At 39.5% G+C, this 17,916-nt stretch carries 18 protein-coding genes and 1 tRNA gene; 12 read left to right on the top strand and 7 right to left on the bottom strand.

Annotated elements, in window-relative coordinates; genetic code table 11:
• The first annotated feature begins 2 nt into the window (after positions 1-2).
• Complete coding sequence (locus ABDZ97_RS05835) at positions 3-1,274, top strand: T9SS type B sorting domain-containing protein (protein WP_343785637.1); 1,272 nt, start codon at positions 3-5, stop codon at positions 1,272-1,274.
• A gap of 4 nt (positions 1,275-1,278) precedes the next feature.
• Here the strand turns inward: ABDZ97_RS05835 and ABDZ97_RS05830 are convergent, their stop codons facing one another.
• The 5 genes from ABDZ97_RS05830 to ABDZ97_RS05810 form a co-directional block, all read right to left on the bottom strand.
• Positions 1,279-2,199: a GSCFA domain-containing protein gene (locus ABDZ97_RS05830; protein ID WP_343785635.1), complete on the bottom strand. Its 921-nt coding sequence runs from the start codon at positions 2,197-2,199 to the stop codon at positions 1,279-1,281.
• A gap of 7 nt (positions 2,200-2,206) precedes the next feature.
• Positions 2,207-3,499, bottom strand: coding sequence for a polysaccharide deacetylase family protein (locus tag ABDZ97_RS05825; protein WP_343785634.1), 1,293 nt, complete (start codon positions 3,497-3,499; stop codon positions 2,207-2,209).
• Positions 3,499-4,644 carry a non-hydrolyzing UDP-N-acetylglucosamine 2-epimerase gene (gene wecB / locus ABDZ97_RS05820; RefSeq protein ID WP_343785633.1) on the bottom strand — a complete coding sequence of 382 codons (1,146 nt, stop codon included), beginning with the start codon at positions 4,642-4,644 and terminating at the stop codon, positions 3,499-3,501. The genes ABDZ97_RS05825 and wecB overlap by 1 nt, the downstream gene beginning before the upstream one ends.
• A gap of 28 nt (positions 4,645-4,672) precedes the next feature.
• Positions 4,673-5,359, bottom strand: a complete 687-nt coding sequence (gene radC / locus ABDZ97_RS05815) for a RadC family protein (protein WP_343785632.1) — start codon at positions 5,357-5,359, stop codon at positions 4,673-4,675.
• A gap of 71 nt (positions 5,360-5,430) precedes the next feature.
• Entirely contained in the window at positions 5,431-6,888 is a 1,458-nt protein-coding gene (locus tag ABDZ97_RS05810; RefSeq protein ID WP_343785631.1) for a potassium/proton antiporter, read from the bottom strand.
• 215 nt (positions 6,889-7,103) lie between these two features.
• On the opposite strand from ABDZ97_RS05810, the gene ABDZ97_RS05805 reads away from it, so the two are divergent.
• Positions 7,104-7,188: transfer RNA gene (locus ABDZ97_RS05805), tRNA-Ser, on the top strand.
• A gap of 38 nt (positions 7,189-7,226) precedes the next feature.
• On the opposite strand, the gene ABDZ97_RS05800 is transcribed toward ABDZ97_RS05805, so the two are convergent.
• A complete protein-coding gene (locus ABDZ97_RS05800) occupies positions 7,227-8,636 on the bottom strand; it encodes an aminotransferase-like domain-containing protein (protein ID WP_343785630.1) in 1,410 nt (469 codons plus the stop codon).
• Between the two features lie 104 nt (positions 8,637-8,740).
• On the opposite strand from ABDZ97_RS05800, the gene ABDZ97_RS05795 reads away from it, so the two are divergent.
• On the top strand, positions 8,741-9,799 hold the full coding sequence (locus ABDZ97_RS05795) for a branched-chain amino acid aminotransferase (RefSeq protein WP_343785629.1): 1,059 nt from the start codon (positions 8,741-8,743) through the stop codon (positions 9,797-9,799).
• Positions 9,800-9,806: 7 nt separating this feature from the next.
• On the opposite strand, the gene pdxR is transcribed toward ABDZ97_RS05795, so the two are convergent.
• On the bottom strand, positions 9,807-11,225 hold the full coding sequence (pdxR, locus tag ABDZ97_RS05790; RefSeq protein ID WP_343785628.1) for a MocR-like pyridoxine biosynthesis transcription factor PdxR: 1,419 nt from the start codon (positions 11,223-11,225) through the stop codon (positions 9,807-9,809).
• A gap of 97 nt (positions 11,226-11,322) precedes the next feature.
• Between pdxR and ABDZ97_RS05785 the strand changes: the two genes are divergently transcribed.
• The 9 genes from ABDZ97_RS05785 to ABDZ97_RS05745 all read left to right on the top strand — a co-directional run bounded on the left by ABDZ97_RS05785 (position 11,323) and on the right by ABDZ97_RS05745 (position 17,902).
• Entirely contained in the window at positions 11,323-11,811 is a 489-nt protein-coding gene (locus ABDZ97_RS05785) for a cupin domain-containing protein (protein ID WP_343785627.1), read from the top strand.
• Positions 11,812-11,841: 30 nt separating this feature from the next.
• On the top strand, positions 11,842-12,729 hold the full coding sequence (locus tag ABDZ97_RS05780) for a dihydrodipicolinate synthase family protein (protein WP_343785626.1): 888 nt from the start codon (positions 11,842-11,844) through the stop codon (positions 12,727-12,729).
• A 2-nt stretch (positions 12,730-12,731) separates the two neighbouring features.
• Positions 12,732-12,962 (top strand): thioredoxin domain-containing protein, encoded by a 231-nt coding sequence (locus tag ABDZ97_RS05775; RefSeq protein ID WP_343785625.1) that lies wholly within the window; start codon positions 12,732-12,734, stop codon positions 12,960-12,962.
• A 99-nt stretch (positions 12,963-13,061) separates the two neighbouring features.
• Positions 13,062-13,715 carry a hexitol phosphatase HxpB gene (hxpB, locus tag ABDZ97_RS05770; protein ID WP_343785624.1) on the top strand — a complete coding sequence of 218 codons (654 nt, stop codon included), beginning with the start codon at positions 13,062-13,064 and terminating at the stop codon, positions 13,713-13,715.
• 117 nt (positions 13,716-13,832) lie between these two features.
• Positions 13,833-14,336, top strand: coding sequence for a DinB family protein (locus ABDZ97_RS05765; protein ID WP_343785623.1), 504 nt, complete (start codon positions 13,833-13,835; stop codon positions 14,334-14,336).
• A 9-nt stretch (positions 14,337-14,345) separates the two neighbouring features.
• Positions 14,346-15,089, top strand: a complete 744-nt coding sequence (locus ABDZ97_RS05760; protein ID WP_343785622.1) for a nuclear transport factor 2 family protein — start codon at positions 14,346-14,348, stop codon at positions 15,087-15,089.
• Entirely contained in the window at positions 15,086-15,646 is a 561-nt protein-coding gene (locus ABDZ97_RS05755) for an AAA family ATPase (RefSeq protein ID WP_343785621.1), read from the top strand. The genes ABDZ97_RS05760 and ABDZ97_RS05755 overlap by 4 nt, the downstream gene beginning before the upstream one ends.
• A complete protein-coding gene (locus ABDZ97_RS05750; protein ID WP_343785620.1) occupies positions 15,643-16,194 on the top strand; it encodes a DUF1572 domain-containing protein in 552 nt (183 codons plus the stop codon). The genes ABDZ97_RS05755 and ABDZ97_RS05750 overlap by 4 nt, the downstream gene beginning before the upstream one ends.
• Positions 16,195-16,477: 283 nt before the next feature.
• Positions 16,478-17,902 carry a GWxTD domain-containing protein gene (locus tag ABDZ97_RS05745; RefSeq protein WP_343785619.1) on the top strand — a complete coding sequence of 475 codons (1,425 nt, stop codon included), beginning with the start codon at positions 16,478-16,480 and terminating at the stop codon, positions 17,900-17,902.
• The last annotated feature ends 14 nt before the right edge of the window (positions 17,903-17,916 follow it).

Raw genomic sequence — 17,916 nt, 5'->3', positions numbered from 1 at the left:
AAATGAAACAGAATCTGGAAAAAATATTCAAAGCATCTCTTGAGAATCATGAGATGCCTTATGATGCCGGAGCCTGGGAAAATGTAAAAAATCAACTACCAGGAAGTAAGCTATCCGCTTTAACCAAAACAGGAATTGCTGCCGGTATTATTGCTATTGTATCGCTGATTACATTTTTTGCTTTACCGGATCAACATTCCGATAAACAAACTGTGCAACAACCTTCTCAGGCAACCCCAGCTGAAACAATTGAAAAAGTAACAGAGAATACCCAAAAACCGAATTTAAAACCAACAGAAGAAGCTGTTACTGTTGTGCAGGTTGACTCCTCAAGTGAAACAGACTCTCCACTATCCGAGCAAACAGAAAGCAGAAGAACCCAGCTAAGTCCTATCAGAGGAAAATCAATCGATCAGGAAACGCAAAACGACCCTGTTAATTCAGGAACCGGTTCCGATCATACAACTGGTACTTCTTTAAATTCAGTGGATACCTGGACTCCTCTCGCTGAGAATGCATACATTCAACTCAGTGAAAAAACGATCTGTAAAGGATCTGAAATAATAGCCATTGTGAAAAATGTACCGGAGAATACGCTAATCGAGTGGAAAGCCGGTCAACTACTTGCCACAAATACTTCTAAGATAACATTGACTCCCGAAGAGTCCGTCCTGATTGAAGTGCTATTAACAAATAAAGACAATACCGATAAAAAAGTACTCCAGAGTACACAAGTTATCGTGAAAGAGTCAAAAAAACCTGTTGTTCGTATAACAGAAGAGATCAAAAACACCAAACCGTATTTCATACTTGAAAATCAAAATCATGAGATAAAAGATATAAGTTGGACCATGGAGTATTCACATGCATCCGGAAATATTTTAGAGCTATACATAACTGAGAAAGGTAGGTATATTTACACGATTGAAGGTCGTGATATGAATAACTGCCCCGTGAAACACGAAGGTGAAATTGAGGTACGAGAAGACTATAATTTACTCGCTCCTAGCGGATTCTCTCCTAATGGAGATGGACTTAACGACCGATTTATCCCTAAGGCTCTGTTAACAAGGGAAGTGGAATTCAAAATGAGTATTTTTGACCGATCCGGAGGACTTCTATATCAAACAACAGATAAATATAGTTCATGGGACGGCACAACACTTAATGGAGAACGGGCTAAGCTTGGAAATAACTTTGTTTGGGTAGTAACCCTCATTAATGAAGAAGGACTCCCAGAGAAATATTCAGGAAATATTGTTATAGTAAAATAACGCGTTACCAAACGATCAGAGGGTTTTCTTTAAGAAAGCCCTCTCTTTTTTTTGTTTGCTCCTGATAAAAGTGCTCCGCCGAATTACCATCACTCATTACCCGATGCATCTCTGCTTTCCGAAGCTTGTCGATCCTACCAAATAACTGCAATGTTTCCGAAGCTACCGATGCTGTCGAAAATTTATCAAAAATGTACTGTATAGCAAATTCTGAAGGGTGAACAAGGTCATCTTTGCAAAATCGATAGTCCCGCAAATCGTCCACAAATAATTCGTAAGAAGGAAAATAGTTCTCTCCCAATGCGTGCACAAGCTCTATCAAACGGGATTTACTTCTATTGTTCTCAATAATTCCATCCCGGATATGCCGGACCGGACTAACCGTCGTTATGATCGTAATTTCAGGATTCAGTATTTTGATTTGTTTAATCAGGTTCCTCCAGACACTTTGCATTTCCTCTACTTCTGTCAGTCGCTTAGAAAAAAGGGAGGCTGGTTGCTTATGACAATTCGCTACAATCCGTTCATCCAGATAATAGCCCCAGGCAGTACCAAACGTTAGAATCAACATTTTTGCTCTTTTTAAAAACTCCCGTGATTCAGCAAACCGGGTTTCCAGTATTTCAGTCAATTCATTTTCAGAAGCACCTGATAGTTTACCATGTACATCGTAACTAAATACACGCCCATCTCTTTGGCACATCCTAAATTCACCTTTCGGATTAGTAACAACCCGGTTAAGAATTTCAGCCATGGCCAGTGGGTGAAAAAGTGTCCCAAAAGGGTTATTTAACACTTTAAAACCAAAATACTGAAGCTTGTTTCCTACATTCTCAGAAAAGCAACTTCCCAGACTCAGTATCCTATCCCCGTGTGATAGCTTAGTCGCAAAATCATCAACCAATACTTCTGTTCTAAACTTCATTCTTCTCTTAGCTGTTAAATACCGAAATGGTATAGTCTAGCACTTCCTTCCACCCTTTCCAAATTCCGGTTTCACCAATCGTCTCGTTATGCCAGATACAACAAAAAATACCACCGTATCTCTTTACCTCCCCTACTAAATTCTCTATCGAGCGTTTTGCCTCATCAGGTGTTTTCCCCAAATACTGATTCAAGGTTCCATCCATATACACAAAAGGAATCAGTGTGAGATCCGTAACCTCATCTTTTTCAAGGTCGTAAAAAGCAACCGGACGGGCAGTACCCAAACGGAATCCTGTGTCATCGGCAAACCCTATTGAATAATCCCTTTTCATACCTAACGAAGCTAATCTCCGAAAAGTCCCCGGAAACTCTATCTTCAAAAAGTGTTGTCGTGAATCATACACAGGCTGATTCAATATAAATTCAAGACGACCTCTTTCCTCCGAGATCTTTCTTATCTGCGTATTGGAATAATAACTTGGGTGAATCCCAACCGGAACCACCTGATTCACATTCCGAATCAATCGCTGATGAAAAGGCTGTGTCCATGGGACATTCCTATCATATTTGTGTAAATCTCCGAGTAACCAGAATACCCGTACCGGAATAGTACTTTCCGACAATCGAATAATTGTATCAAAAGTATCAAACGGATCCTTTTCTTCATCGTTAAGAACATTTCGTCGTAAATCCATCCGTTGATGATTTCCCGTCAAAAAATCTTTTATTCGCCCTCCCAGTAATTGAACAGGGTTCTTATACCTGAAAGCATAAGTATTATCAATATCGAAAGTAACCAGTAACTCTGATGAATTAACCGGATTCAACTTACAGTGATACAACTCCTCCAACCACTTTAGAATTGCTTCACTCCAGTAATCACAGATCGGTGATTGCAACCACCCATTTTTTGCCTGTACTGAATCTTTTGCTTTAAACCTTCCATGTTCGTCAGGTGTAAATTCAAGGTATTCTTCATATCTTGAAAGAACGTAAAAAACAGAAGCAACCGGATCTGTTTTTCTTGTAAAAAGTAAACATTCGCAACCCTGCCATGATCCCGTAGAAATTTTCTGGTCAAATATTTCTTCTTCAAACAAAAGTTCTGCCGGAGATATTGTCGGGTACTCCATTGCAAAAGGGTAATCACTATAGACAAAGCCTACTCCTCTTTCCAGCTCACGAATAAACAATTCCGGATCATTTGTCAACGTATAGGCTACTCCTCTTGCTGCAAAGATAAAATCAAGCGTATAGCTTAATCGCTGAGTAATACTATCAGAAAAGATCCAAACCATTATACTCCTTTCAGAAATTCAATAATCTTTCCGACAATAAATTCACCCGCTTTCCCATCTCCGAAATAAGGTGCAAAAGTTGTATTCATTTCATTTTTCATCCAGTTCACCCCATTGTATATCTTATCCGGATCAGCATCCACGAGTAACGCATTATTATCATTACAGATTTCTACCCACTCTGTCTCCGATCGAAGAATCAGAGAAGGTTTATTAAAAAAATAAGCCTCTTTCTGCACCCCGCCTGAGTCCGTAGCAATAAACCACGCATTACGCTCCATATCCATCATTTCCAGATAGGAAGCAGGAGGGATTACTCGTACAGAAGGACTTTCCAATAAATCGCTCCACAGTTCAGGATAATGTTCTGTCAGCACCTTATTTGTTCTGGGGTGCAATGGTAAAACCATCATACAGTCCTCTTCATCAGCAATCGACATCAAAGTATTCAGGATAGATGCCAGGCGCTCTGTATTATCCGTATTTTGAGGGCGATGAATCGTAACTAGAAAGTATTTATTCTTCTCAAGATCAAATTTCTCTAATGCTACTCCATCAGTTTTACTTGAAAAATAGAGGCTATTATCCAGCATAATATCACCACAATGAAAAACACCCGGTTTGTCTGCAGAAAATTCCCCCCGGTAATTAACATCGAAACCTTCATTTGATAAATTATCAATTCCGGCCTGAGTAGGTGAAAACAAAAGCGTAGAAGAATGATCGGTAACAATACGATTGATTTCTTCCGGCATGAATTTCTTATAACTTCTAAGCCCTGCTTCAATATGAATAACGGGGACATGCAATTTTACAGCAGCAAGTGCCCCCGCTATAGTAGAATTCGTATCCCCATATACAAGTAATGCATCAGGTTTTTCTTTCAGTAAAATTTCTTCTATTCCTTCAAGCATTTTTCCGGTCTGCCCCCCTTGTAAAGAAGAACGCACCTGAAGATTATACAAAGGCTTTGGTATTTCTAATTCACTAAAAAAATCGCCCGACATTTTTTCGTCATAATGCTGTCCGGTATGCAAAATGACTTCTTCCAAGTCACTTGAAAAAGAATTTCGGATAGCCCTGCTTATAGCAGCTGCTTTTATAATCTGAGGCCGGGCACCGACTATGGTAATTATTTTCTTCATCTTCTATAAACAAACGATAACGGCATGCTTACATCTTGCCGTTATCTGAAAAGCTAAAGTAACCATTATCAGTGAAAATTACATGATCCAGAACAGGTAAGTCGATCAACTTCCCAAAATCAACAAGTTTTCGTGTTATCCTCAGGTCTTCTATACTTGGCTCCAGGGTTCCGGAAGGATGATTATGGATCAGAATGACTCCTGATGCTTTGCGATCCAATGCTTTTTTAAAGATCAGCTTCCCATCTACTACAGTGCCACTGAAGCCGCCCTGAGAAATAAATTCTTTACCGATAATGGAATTGGATCGCGTCAGTAAAAGAATATGAAACTCTTCATGATGCAGGTCACTTAAGACTGGCTTCATATAGCGGTAAACATCTCCTGAAGAATTAACTTTGGAGGTAGAAATTTCATTTTCTTCACCTCGTCTTCTGGCTAGTTCCATAGCAGCCATTATCGTAATTGCTTTTGCTTCTCCAATACCCTTTGTTTGAATAAATTCATGTAAATCCTTTCTTCCGAGTAAATGTAAGTTACCTGAACAGGAATGCAAAATATCCTGAGCTAGCTCTACGGCCGACTTTCTGGATGTACCAGTTCTTAGTAATATAGCTAATAATTCGGCATTTGAAAGACTACGTCGGCCTTTTAATGCCATTTTCTCTCTGGGACGGTCATCTACTGACCAGTGCTTGATAGGTTGGTTTTTCATCTCGTAAAAATGTAAAGTTAGGTTATCACAAATATACGATTTCCTTCCGGGTTTTTACCCATCTCATCATTTTAAGCCAGACATTTTTGCACTTTCTCAACACCGTCTGTGTTGTCTGTAAGAATAATGAGTTTATCTCCGCCTTCTAATAGTGTGCTTCCCGAAGGTGTCAGGTATTTTCCTTCACGTTGAATCATAACAATAACACAAGAGTCCGGAATATCCAAATCAACTATTTCTTTTCCTATTACCGGGCTGTGATCAAGAATATCAACTTCCAACATAACTGTCTTTTCCTTATCTGAAAGAAAGATATCAACCGGGTTACGATGTTTTACTTTTTCAGGAACAGCTACATGCAGCAGTTTCGCAAAATAGGACAATGTTGTTCCCTGAATCATTACAGATGTTACGGAAATAAAGAATACAATATTGAATATTATATCAGCTTTATCGATTCCTGCAAGTAAAGGATAAGTAGCAAAAACAATGGGTACGGCTCCTCTTAATCCTACCCATGAGATATAAAATCTTCTTCTGAGTTTCATCCGAAACGGAATAAGACTTAAAAATACTCCCAATGGTCTGGCAATAAGGATAAGAAACAAAGAAATAACCAAACCTATTCCGATATAGGGTACAATTTGAGAGGGGAACACCAACAACCCTAATGTCAGGAATAAAACAATCTGCATTAACCAGGCTAATCCGTCAAAGACTTTCATAATGGTTCGTTTATGAATGATCTTGTGATTACCTAAAAATACAGCACAAATGTAGTTAGCTAAAAACCCGTTTCCTCCCAGAAAATCAGTTGTTGAAAAGGTGATAAACATTAAAGCAATAACCAGTACAGGGTACAATCCTTCAAAATCGAGCCGGATACGATTGATAATGTATTTGCTCAGCCTTCCAAATAAATATCCAAACAATGCCCCCAATATCATTTGCTGCAAAAACAGTGGAATGACAGATAAAACACTCTTTTCCGGATTTAACACAAGCCCCAGAAAGGCAATAGTCAATACATAAGCCATTGGATCATTACTTCCACTTTCTAGTTCCAGTGTGGGTCTTAGATTCTTTTTCAACCCCAAACTCTTTGCCCGAAGAATAGAAAATACGGCTGCTGCATCTGTAGACGAAACAATTGCTCCTAATAAAAGTCCTTCATACAAAGTAAAATCAGTTACAAGGTGAACAAACACCCCCAGGGAAACAGCTGTAAGGAACACCCCTAATGTAGACAAAGCAACTCCTTGCCACAAAATTGGCTTGATGGCTTTCCAGCTCGTATCAAGACCTCCGGAAAACAAAATGAAGTTAAGAGATACTATTCCGATAAACTGTGCCAGTTTGGGGTCATTAAAGCTAATTCCTCCGATGCCCTCCGAGCCTGCAAGCATACCAACCGTTAAAAAGAGTAACAGCGTAGGTACACCAAAACGATAAGATGTTTTTCCTGCAATTATACTGACCAGGAGTAATAAAGAGCCAATCAGTAAAATATTCTCAATTGTTAATACCATAAATCCTGATCCTGATTTGTCTCAAAAATAGGTATTCTCTCTGAATTCTCAACCTGTAAAGAATAGTAAAAAGACATGACAGCATTGATTTCACGTACCTACTGACACAAATTATACGCATTGATTCAACTAATTTTCAGAAGGTTAATTCCTACTTAGAAAAAAAAATAAAAAAAAACGCTTGCAGGTATCTAAAGTATTACTACTTTTGCCGCGGAGAGTTGGCAGAGTGGTCGATTGCGGCAGTCTTGAAAACTGTTGTACCGAGAGGTACCGGGGGTTCGAATCCCTCACTCTCCGCACCTTTTTTTACTTACCTTTTTACTACAAAAATCATCTTACATCATTCCTTTGATTATTTTACCTAACACGCTAAGTTTATCCTCAATTCTTTCATTCCAGATTTGTCCATAGCTCAACCGTAAACAATTGGTAAACTGTTCCTGTAAGGAAAACATACGTCCGGGAGCGATACTAATGTTTTGACGCATAGCTCTTTCATAGAGTTCATTGGTATTGATCTTCTTATTCAGTTCCAACCACAACATAAAACCTCCTTGTGGATCGGTTACTCGAATTTCTTCCGGAAAATAGTCACCAATAGCCCGGATAAACTGCAAACTGTTTCCATGAAGATGATTGCGTAGATAACGCAAATGCTGCTCATACTTCCCTACCTCTAAAAAATTAGCGATTGCCTCTTGTGTCAGAGAAGTAGTCGACACGGTATGTATTAATTTCTGATGAACTATTTTTTCTTTAAACTTTCCGGGAGCTATCCACCCTACGCGATACCCCGGTGCCAGTGTTTTAGAAACAGATCCACACCAAAGCACAGTTCCCGCTTCATCAAATGCTTTACAAGGTTTGGGACGGGTATTTCCAAAGTAAACATCACCATACAGGTCGTCTTCAATCAACGGAACTCCGTTCTCGGATAACAACAGTACCACCTCCCGTTTATGTTCATCCGGCATACAACTCCCCAAAGGATTATTAAAATTACTTACCAACAAACACACTTTTATCTTTTGAACAACTGCTTTTAGAGCATCAGGATCAACTCCTGTACGAGGATGAGTGGGCAATTCCAATACTTGTAATCCCAAACTCTCCGCTAATTGTAAAATACCAAAATAAACAGGACTTTCAACAGCAATGACATCTCCACGTTCTGTTAATGACATCAAGGCAAGCGCTATGGAATTCATCGCTCCAAAAGTTGTAACAATGTCATCAGCAGTCAAAGTACCTCCCCAGTTATAAGCATACTTTGCAACATCTCTTCTGAGTTTATAATTTCCCTGGATCTCGTCATAAGCAGTTCCTCCTCCGGACAATGACCGCATAGCCTCAACAAGAGATTTATTTAGCTTTGCAATAGGAAGCAATTCATTTTCAGGTACACCTAAAGAGAACCGGGTAACTTCTTTGTCATTAAGAGACTGATACACTTTTGCTATCAAACCTCCTACACTCTCACTTCCCGGGCTAATTACAGGACGACTTACCTTCGGGGATTTCAGGCGCCCCGGCTTAAACGTAACGTAAAACCCAGATTGAGGACGCGAAATAATCAATCCGTTTTTTTCTAATTCAAGGTAAGCCTGAACAGAGGTATTCATACTAACTCCGAACTCATCACACACAGTTCTCAGAGATGGTAATTTATCCCCTGTTACATACACTCCGTTTTTTATCTGCCCGGTAATAACCCGGGCTATACGTTGATAAAGTAATTCTTTCATGTTCAAACTGTACTCAGTGAAATTAACAAAATTGTATCTGTTATCATCGTAAAGTTTCAATTTCCTTTGTTTTTACTAAAAAAATGGAACTAACACTTTAGAACATGATAAGAAGAAACATTTCTATCCTAGAGACCACGAAAAGCAGCCTGAAAGATTTCAACTACGATGATTTTGTTTTTGGCGTACAACCTACCGATCACCTATTTCTTTCTGCATTCAAAAACAAGAAATGGCAAAATCACAGAATCGAACCTTTTCGCAATCTTTCCTTAAGTCCCAACACTCTTTGTTTACATTATGGACAGACCGTCTTTGAAGGAATGAAAGCATTCCGACAGGAAAATGGAGCGATCCATATATTCAGACCCGACAGACATCATTCCCGACTGAATAAGTCTTTGGACAGAATGTCCATGCCTCAAATCCCCAAAGACTTATTTATGGCTGCAATAGAGGAACTGGTTCGCTTGGACCAACAATGGATTCCTCGCAATAAGGACATCAGTCTTTACATACGCCCGTTTGTTATAGCGACAGAACCTAGACTTGGTGTAAAAATAGCCGATGAGTACCTCTTTTGTATAACCTGTTCTCCTATGGGACTCTATTATCCAAAGCCTGTACAAGTAAAAATTGAGACCCGATTTATACGAGCCGCTGAAGGAGGCGTAGGTTATACAAAATGTGGAGGGAACTACGGTGCCTCATTTTACCCGACGCAAAAAGCAAAAGACGAAGGTTTCGATCAGATTATATGGACAGATGCCACAACCAAAAAATACCTTGAAGAAGCAGGGACAATGAATATAATGGCTGTCATAAACAATAAACTAGTCACACCACCTCTAAGCAATACTATTCTGGATGGTGTCACCAGAGACTCTATCCTGCAAATCGCGAAGGATCTCAAAATAGAAACTGAAATAAGACGTATTCCCTACGAAGAGCTTAGAAGTGAAATGAAAAACGGAAATAAAGTCGAATTATTTGGTGTCGGAACAGCCGCTGTTATTTCCCCCATATCTCGTATCAGCATTGAAGCAGAAGACTATTTTCCTTATATAGAAAAAGATGCGATTATGTTCCAACTGAAACAACAATTAGAAAAAATCAGAAAAGGAAATATTCCTGATACGCACAAATGGAATCATTTCATTTAGAATAACACTACAAGAGTATTGATAGTGCTCGTATCACTTCTTCCATTTGTACCTCCGAAAGAGAACCGTACCCAAGACGCAAACCATTAACCGGTTTGCCGTAACTATATTTTTCAGGATGTATAAGATGAATCCCTTTCGCTTCTAGTTGACCCGAAAGTTCAGTCCAATCAGTTTCCTGAAGCGGAGTAAGCCAAAAAGCAAGCCCCCCGTCAGGAAGCTGATATTTCACTTTTCCCTTCAGATGTTTCTCTACCAATATAGCTGCACAATCTCTCTTTGCTTCATAATATGCCGACGCTTTTCGGATATGCCGTTTAATCGCTCCGTCCCGAATTAATTCCAATACAGCCTGCTCCATGATCGTATCTCCCTGCACATCTATCAATTTCCGCAGAGCAGCTGTTTGGGAAACCAACACATGATTACCACTGGCTAAAAAACCAATACGCAACGCCGGAGCAACAACTTTACTCATGGTACCGATATACACATAATTTTCCAATTCGAAAAAACTAGACATGGGTAACACCGGTCGATAGCCAAAATGAAACTCATTGTCATAATCATCTTCAATAATTGTAAAACCGTACTGATTTGATAAACGAATCAGCTCCAATCTGCGCTGTAAACTAAGTGTTGCCGTTGTCGGGTATTGTCGATGCGGGGTCAAATAAATAGCCTTTATCCTTTTTTTTGTTTTAAGATAACGCTCAACTTCCTCAACAACTATTCCATCATCATCTACAGTAGCAGGTAACAACTCAGCTCCTGCCCGTTCAAACACTTCCCATGCAGGTTTATATCCCGGATTTTCGATTATTACCAAATCCCCTTTTTCAAAAAGACATTGCGCAATAAGGTACATAGCCATCTGGCTACCCCGCGTAATACAAACACCACCTTCATCAACATGCATTCCCCTGTTATGATTGAGCATCCGGACAATAGCCTGACGAAACTCAGGGTCTCCCCGCTCATCGTTATAGCCCATCATTTGCCATTTGGCTTTTCGCCCGAACAATTGACGATAGGCTCTGGCTAACTCTGCGACGGGCGCAAAGCTGCTGTCAGGATGACCATCATCAATAGCTATCAGTACTCTTTTATCGATAATGGGTTGATCTGTGCCTTTTGATCGTTGTTTGTTACGTTGGGAAGTTAAAGGAAGTGTATCTGACACAAAAGTCCCTTTTCGTTCTTTTGAAATCAGCCAGCCCTCTATCAACAAAACTTGTAATGCTTCAACAATCGTATTTCTGTTTACACCAATAATTTCCGCCAGACTTCTACTCCCCGGAAGAGCATCCCCGGGTTTAAGTCTTCCCGACTGAATGTCGGAAACAATAGCGTCCGCAATTTGCAGGTAAACTGCCTTACCTGATTTTTTATCCCACTGAATTTCTATTTTCCAAGGCCGCAACATCTGGACTATTTAAAATTATAAAAACTGTATCATTTCAATAGTCCAAATGTACAATACTTTTGATTTGCAATACTGCAAAAAACAAAAACAATTTAGTATGTCTAAAACAGAAATTAAAAAAAGCATTCATGTTGAACAAAAACAATTCAGTTCAAAAGACTTTCATGAAACCTATGCACGTCCACAGTACGTAAGACCCTCTCATATTATTCATAGAAATGTTGAAAATGAGGGAGAGCACAATCAGTTTTCAACGGAGCGAAAACACCCTGTCTTCTTTGTTGACCTCCCCAGTAAGAACATCAGCATGACGATTGGTGGATTACTCCCAGGACAACTAACAAACCGCCACAGACACACGTATGAAACTGTTTTGTATGTGATTGAGGGAAACGGATGGACAGAAGTTGAAGGAGAACGCGTTGAATGGAAAGCAGGAGATGCTGTTTATATTCCTTCCTGGGCATGGCACCGACATCAGAACACAAGCAACGACACTCCGGCAAAATACATCGCTTGCGAAAATGCTCCTCAACTTCAAAACCTGGGAGTTGCTCTCCGGGAAGAAGAAGGTCGAGATCTTTAAGAAAATTATTCACGTCAAATCTAATACATCATGAAAAACATCCCGTTTAAAGGAGTTATCGCTTACCCAATTACGCCTTTTGATCACCATGACAAAGTTGATATTCCTTTGTTTCAACAACACGTAGAACATTTGGTTCAATCCGGTTCACATGGAATTGCTCCACTGGGAAGTACTGGTGTACTTCCCTACCTCTCGGACGAAGAAAAAGAAGCGGTTACGGAAGCCACAATACAGCAGGTAAACAACAGAGTCCCGACTCTTGTAGGTGTCTCCAATCTTACCACCGAAAAAACAGTATACCATGCACAGTTTGCCGAAAAAGCAGGAGCAACTGCTGTCATGATTATCCCGATGAGTTACTGGCGTCTTTCGGATGAGGAAATTGTCAAACACTATGATACAGTAGCGTCAAAAATATCCATTCCGATTATGGCATACAATAATCCGGCAACAAGTGGTGTGGATATGTCTCCGGCGTTACTGAAACGTCTTCTTGAAATCCCTAATGTGACCATGATTAAAGAAAGTTCAGGAGATATTCAGCGTATGCATACACTAAAAAAAGAACTGGGAGAAGAAGTCGCATTTTACAACGGCTCTAACCCATTAGCTCTGGCAGCCTTTTCAGCAGGAGCAACTGGGTGGTGCACTGCTGCGACAAATCTGATTCCAGCGCATAATATCAATCTGTATGAGGCTATTCAAAACAATGATCTCAATCTGGCACGTAAATTATTCTATGAACAAGTAGAATTATTACAATTTATAGTAGCTAAAGGACTCCCCAGAGCCATCAAAGCAGGGCTTTCTCTATTAGGAACAGACGGAGGACAATTGCGAAAACCACTTCTTCCTCTTTCCGAAAGTGAGGTCAGCCAACTGAAAACAATTCTTGAATCTATTAAAAACAAATAAACATGAAAAAAGCAGTTTTTTACCACGCCGGATGTCCGGTATGTGTGAGTGCCGAACAGGACATTCTGAACATTATTCCCAAAGATCGCGTTGAAGTAGTTCATTTAGGAATTGACACAACAAAAGTACAGTATGCCGAAGATCAGGGTGTACAATCGGTTCCTGCGTTAGTAATGCCAAATGGTAACGTTTTGCATATCAATTTCGGTGCCGCTATCGAAGATTTGAAATAATGTAATCAAGCCCCGGTTCTTATTCCCCGGGGCTTTTCTTCTTGTTATCCCTTTGCTCCCCGGGAATATTTAGTAACTTGCTCTCTATTTTATTTCAAAATGCTGGAAGCTGTTATTTTTGATATGGATGGGGTTATTGTCGATTCTGAACCTTTCTGGAAATTGGCAGAGAAGGATACATTTACTGCGTTAGGAGTAGAAGTCAATGAAGAACTTACTCAGTTTACTCAGAAAATGACTACGCAGGAAGTTACCCGTTTCTGGTTCGAACAATTTCCCTGGAAAGGAAAAACACACGAAGAAGTAGAACAGATGGTCATCACGCGTGTTGTAGAGTTAATTGAACAACAGAATTGTGTCTTTCCCGGTATACAACACTTTGTGCAATCCCTGAAAAATAAAAATATACTCACCGGACTGGCAACAAATTCTCCTGCATCTATTATTCCGGTAGTTTTGCAAAAATCAGGACTCAGTACTCTTTTTGATACCATTTCCTCTGCAGAATTCGAACCTAAAGGGAAACCTCATCCTGACATTTATCTCAACACAGCAAAGAGATTAGAGGTAGCACCAGAAAAATGTATTGTCATTGAAGACTCTGATTCCGGTATTACTGCTGCCAAGAGAGCAGGCATGAAGGTAATTCAGCATACAAATGATCTACAAAACCCGAAACATCCACTCGCAGATTTTTTTCTGGACAATTATCATCCTGATCAACTAGCAGAACTTAACACCTTCCTTAATTAAGGAGCACTTGCATGTAAATCCCCTAACTGTACTCGTTAAAATCACAAAAACTGAACCTGTTATAATCCACTTTCATTCACGAAATTTGAGAGACAAGACAACTTTATAAACACAAATATGGAATTCAATGACATCCCCTCTTTCCTGGAATACTACAAAAAAATACGGCAACGCACTAATCGTCTGATAGCTGTTATTCCTCCCCAATATATGGACTGGTCATATAAACCCGGTAAATTTACTATTGCAGATCAAATCCGGCACATAGCCGCTATTGAGCGAAATATGTTTGCTGAAACCATTCAAGGAAATCCTTGTATCTACAACGGATGTGGAAAAGAATTAGCAGATGGATATGACCAGGTAATCAGCTATTTCAATGAAAAACATACTGAGTCGCTTAAGATTTTCTCTACACTGACTCCACACGATTTAAAACAAAAATGCCTCACTCCGGCAGGTACTCCCATTACAACTTGGAAATGGCTTCGGGCGATGACAGAACACGAAATCCATCATAGAGCACAAGTATATCTTTACCTGAATATCCTTGACATTTCGACACCTCCAATGTTTGGATTAAGTTCCGAAGAAATAATCTCAAAGAGTTCCACTAACTAAAAATGAACAATGACATCGAAATTTACAACAGATTGGTTACACGCCTGGAATACGCATAATTTAGATGCTATTCTTGAACACTATAGTGATACAATCCGTTTTTCATCTCCTATTATACAACAGATGGAAGTTGATTCGAAAGGAGAAATAACAAACAAAACAGACTTAAAAGCTTATTTTTCCAAGGCGTTAGATAACTATCCGGATCTTCATTTTGAACTGTACCATGAGATAAAAGGCGTTAATTCTCTTGTCCTTTTCTACAAAAGTGTAAATCATTCACTTTCCGCAGAATATATGGAGTTGAATTCCCATGGGAAAATAAGTCGGGTTAGTGCCCACTACAAATCTTTCCCGGATCTAACAACTTTCCTTGATACCTGGTTAAAAAGCTGGACAAGTAAAGGATGTCCCGAACAAGTAGAACCACTATTATCCTTCTATTCAGAGAACTGTTTTTATGCAGATCCGGCTATCAGAAATGGTATCCGTGGTAAAATTAACCTGAGAGAATATTTTCGAAAATTGTTGCGTTATAATCCCGAATGGGAATGGAGACGACTTGAAGTTTTCCCAACTCCGGGAGGATGTTCCCTCAAATGGGTGGTCCGGATTCCTGTCGGTAGAGAAATAATAGAAACTACAGGTTTGGACATTCTTGAATTTGAAGACGGGAAAATTTCACGGAATGAAGTGTTTTTTGACCGCCATGATTGGCTTCAGCTCATCTCCAAAACACAAACTAAAGAATGAAACAAACTTTGGAATACTATATTCTGACCGGGGGACCGGGCGTAGGCAAAACAACACTTCTGGAAGCTCTAGAAAAAGAAAATTTTCAGGTAGTTCATGAGACAGCGCGAACAGTAATCAGAGAACAAATTGAAATGAAGGGGAATGCTCTTCCCTGGGGAGATAAAACAAAATATACCGATTTGCTTCTTAGTCGTTCACTCCAGGAATACTACACAGCTCGTGAAAATTACCCTGACAACAACATTTTTTTTGACCGGAGCGGAATTGATGCGCTTTGTTACGCTTCTATTATTGATTACTCGCCTGATCCCTTAATTGTAAGGGAAATACTTTCCTGTAACTACAATAAAAAGGTGTTTATACTCCCTCCCTGGAAAGAAATTTATGTTACCGACAGTGAACGTAAACAATCCTGGGAAGAAGCTCTTTTCACATATCAGGTAATGAAAGACACCTACCTGAAATACGGTTATATCGTCATTGACGTACCTGTCGGTTCAGTCGCAACAAGAAAAGAATTTGTTCTACATCAAATACAATCCGAAAAATCATGAATAGTTATCTTACCAGTCTGCAAAAACAATTTTTGTATTATAAATCACTTGGTGAAAAAGCAATTAATCAACTAGAGGAAGAACAGCTTTACCTGCAATTCAACCCTGAAAGTAACAGTATTGCAATACTCGTCCATCATCTAGCAGGAAATATGTTATCCCGATTTACGGACTTTCTAACCACAGACGGAGAAAAGTCCTGGCGAAACCGGGACGCGGAATTCACCAACCCATTCCAGAGCAAGAAGGAATTACTAGAACACTGGGATAAAGGCTGGAACTGTCTCTTCAACACTTTAGAAGAGTTAACCGAATCTGATTTAGAAAAGACTGTTTATATCCGAAATGATGGACATACTGTAACAGAAGCTCTCAACCGTCAACTCGCTCATTACCCCTATCATATAGGACAAATTGTCTTTATCGCCAAGGTCTTAAAAAACGAAGACTGGCAAACACTTTCAATCCCCAGAAATCAATCAAGTGAATACAACTCCCGAAAGTTTTCACAAGAAAAAGAGAAAAGGCATTTCACAGACGACCTGTAAAAACACATTCGATATAAATGTGTCGAAAGTAAAGCGCCATTTCTCATAAAAGAACAAGAGTTATCCCTTACAACATGTTAAAGACACCTGCTTATCCCACTGTGTATAACACATAAAATAGCAAATCAACCTGATAATGACATTAGGATTCTTGTCATCTCATTTCCTTTTCAGAAAGATGACAGAACAGACCTTTCTGTCCAAAAGCTATAACGGCAACTTTAACAAGCTTTAAGAATATACTCATCGCCTTTTTGTATCTTTATGGGCGAAAATTCTGTTTATGCGAATAATACTATTTCTGACTATAGCCCTGTTATCATTTCAGGTTTCCGGAAGAAACCTCCGCCTGATTCTGGATCACAATTCTTTTTACAGTCCGGAAAACGGGCATTACCTGGAAGTATACATGCAATTTCTGGCCTCTTCGGTTCATTATGCTGATGTGGAAGGTAAAAAGCAGGGCGAAGTTGCTATAAGCCTAATACTATCTCAAGAAGATAAAATCTTTGATTTTGATAAATACAGTTTGAAAACCACTCCTTTGGGAGATACCTTATTTGAAGACTTTTATTCCATCAGAAGGTTTAGTGTGCTTCCCGGAGCATATCAACTGGAATTGTCTGTCGTCGATAAAAATAATACGGATGACACCCTAACATTTATGCAAGACATTGTTGTGGAGGATCAATCCGAAAACCTGGGATTCTCCGACATAGGACTTATAGAAACGCTCTCTAAATCAAATGGAAATACAGAGTTTACTAAAAACGGGATGGAAATTATCCCCCGGTTATCGACCTACTTTCCGGTGGAATCGGAAAAATTAATTTTCTATTGTGAGTTATACAACACCAACTTATTGGGAGATTCTGCCCGGTTTGTTCTTCGCTATTTCATTGCAGATAAAAACACACGAAAAGTAGTGGATCAGTACATGGGAATAAAGCGTTTATCCCCCGCATCAGTTATCCCTCTTCTCTATTCTTTTAACATTGATAAACTGGAAAGTGGAGAGTACTACCTTGGATTGGAATTACTTGATGACGAAGGAATTGTTATCCGTCAGAAGCAATTATTCTTCGATCGCTTTAATCCGATTATCACGGACATATATGGTGATGTAAACGAAACTATTCTGGATCCGATATTTATGAAAGAAGTTCCCGGAGACTCTTTATTTTATTACTTGGAAAGTCTTATTCCTATTTCAACACGTATTGAAGAACAAAATATAATTGAAGTTCTCAAAAAACAGGACACAACGGTTGCACAAAAATATTTCCAGTCGTATTGGAAAAAAACAGCCCAGTTAAAACCAACTGAAGAGTGGTTAAAATATAAATCACTGATCAACACTGTTGAAAAAGAGTACGGTACCTCACTAATGCCCGGATTCAGAACAGACAGAGGAAGAGTATTCCTGAAATACGGTCCTCCAAATGCAGTGGTCAGCAGACCCAATGAATCGAATGAGTATCCTTATGAGATCTGGCAGTACTATAAGCTGCAACAATTCTCAAACAAGCGTTTTGTATTCTACAACCCGACGCGCGTCGGGAATGAATATGTTCTCCTGCACTCTGATATGCCGGGAGAATTATACAACAGCCGTTGGCAACAGGAATTGCGCACGAGAGGGAATACCGTAAACACCCGCTCACGAACAAACGATGAAGATATAATGGAAGGCGGGCAACGCTGGTAACTCAGCAATAATTC

Origin of the sequence: Wandonia haliotis (assembly GCF_039523435.1) — a bacterium.
GTDB lineage: Bacteria > Bacteroidota > Bacteroidia > Flavobacteriales_D > Crocinitomicaceae > Wandonia > Wandonia haliotis.
This window is presented reverse-complemented; position numbering and strand designations above follow the sequence as displayed.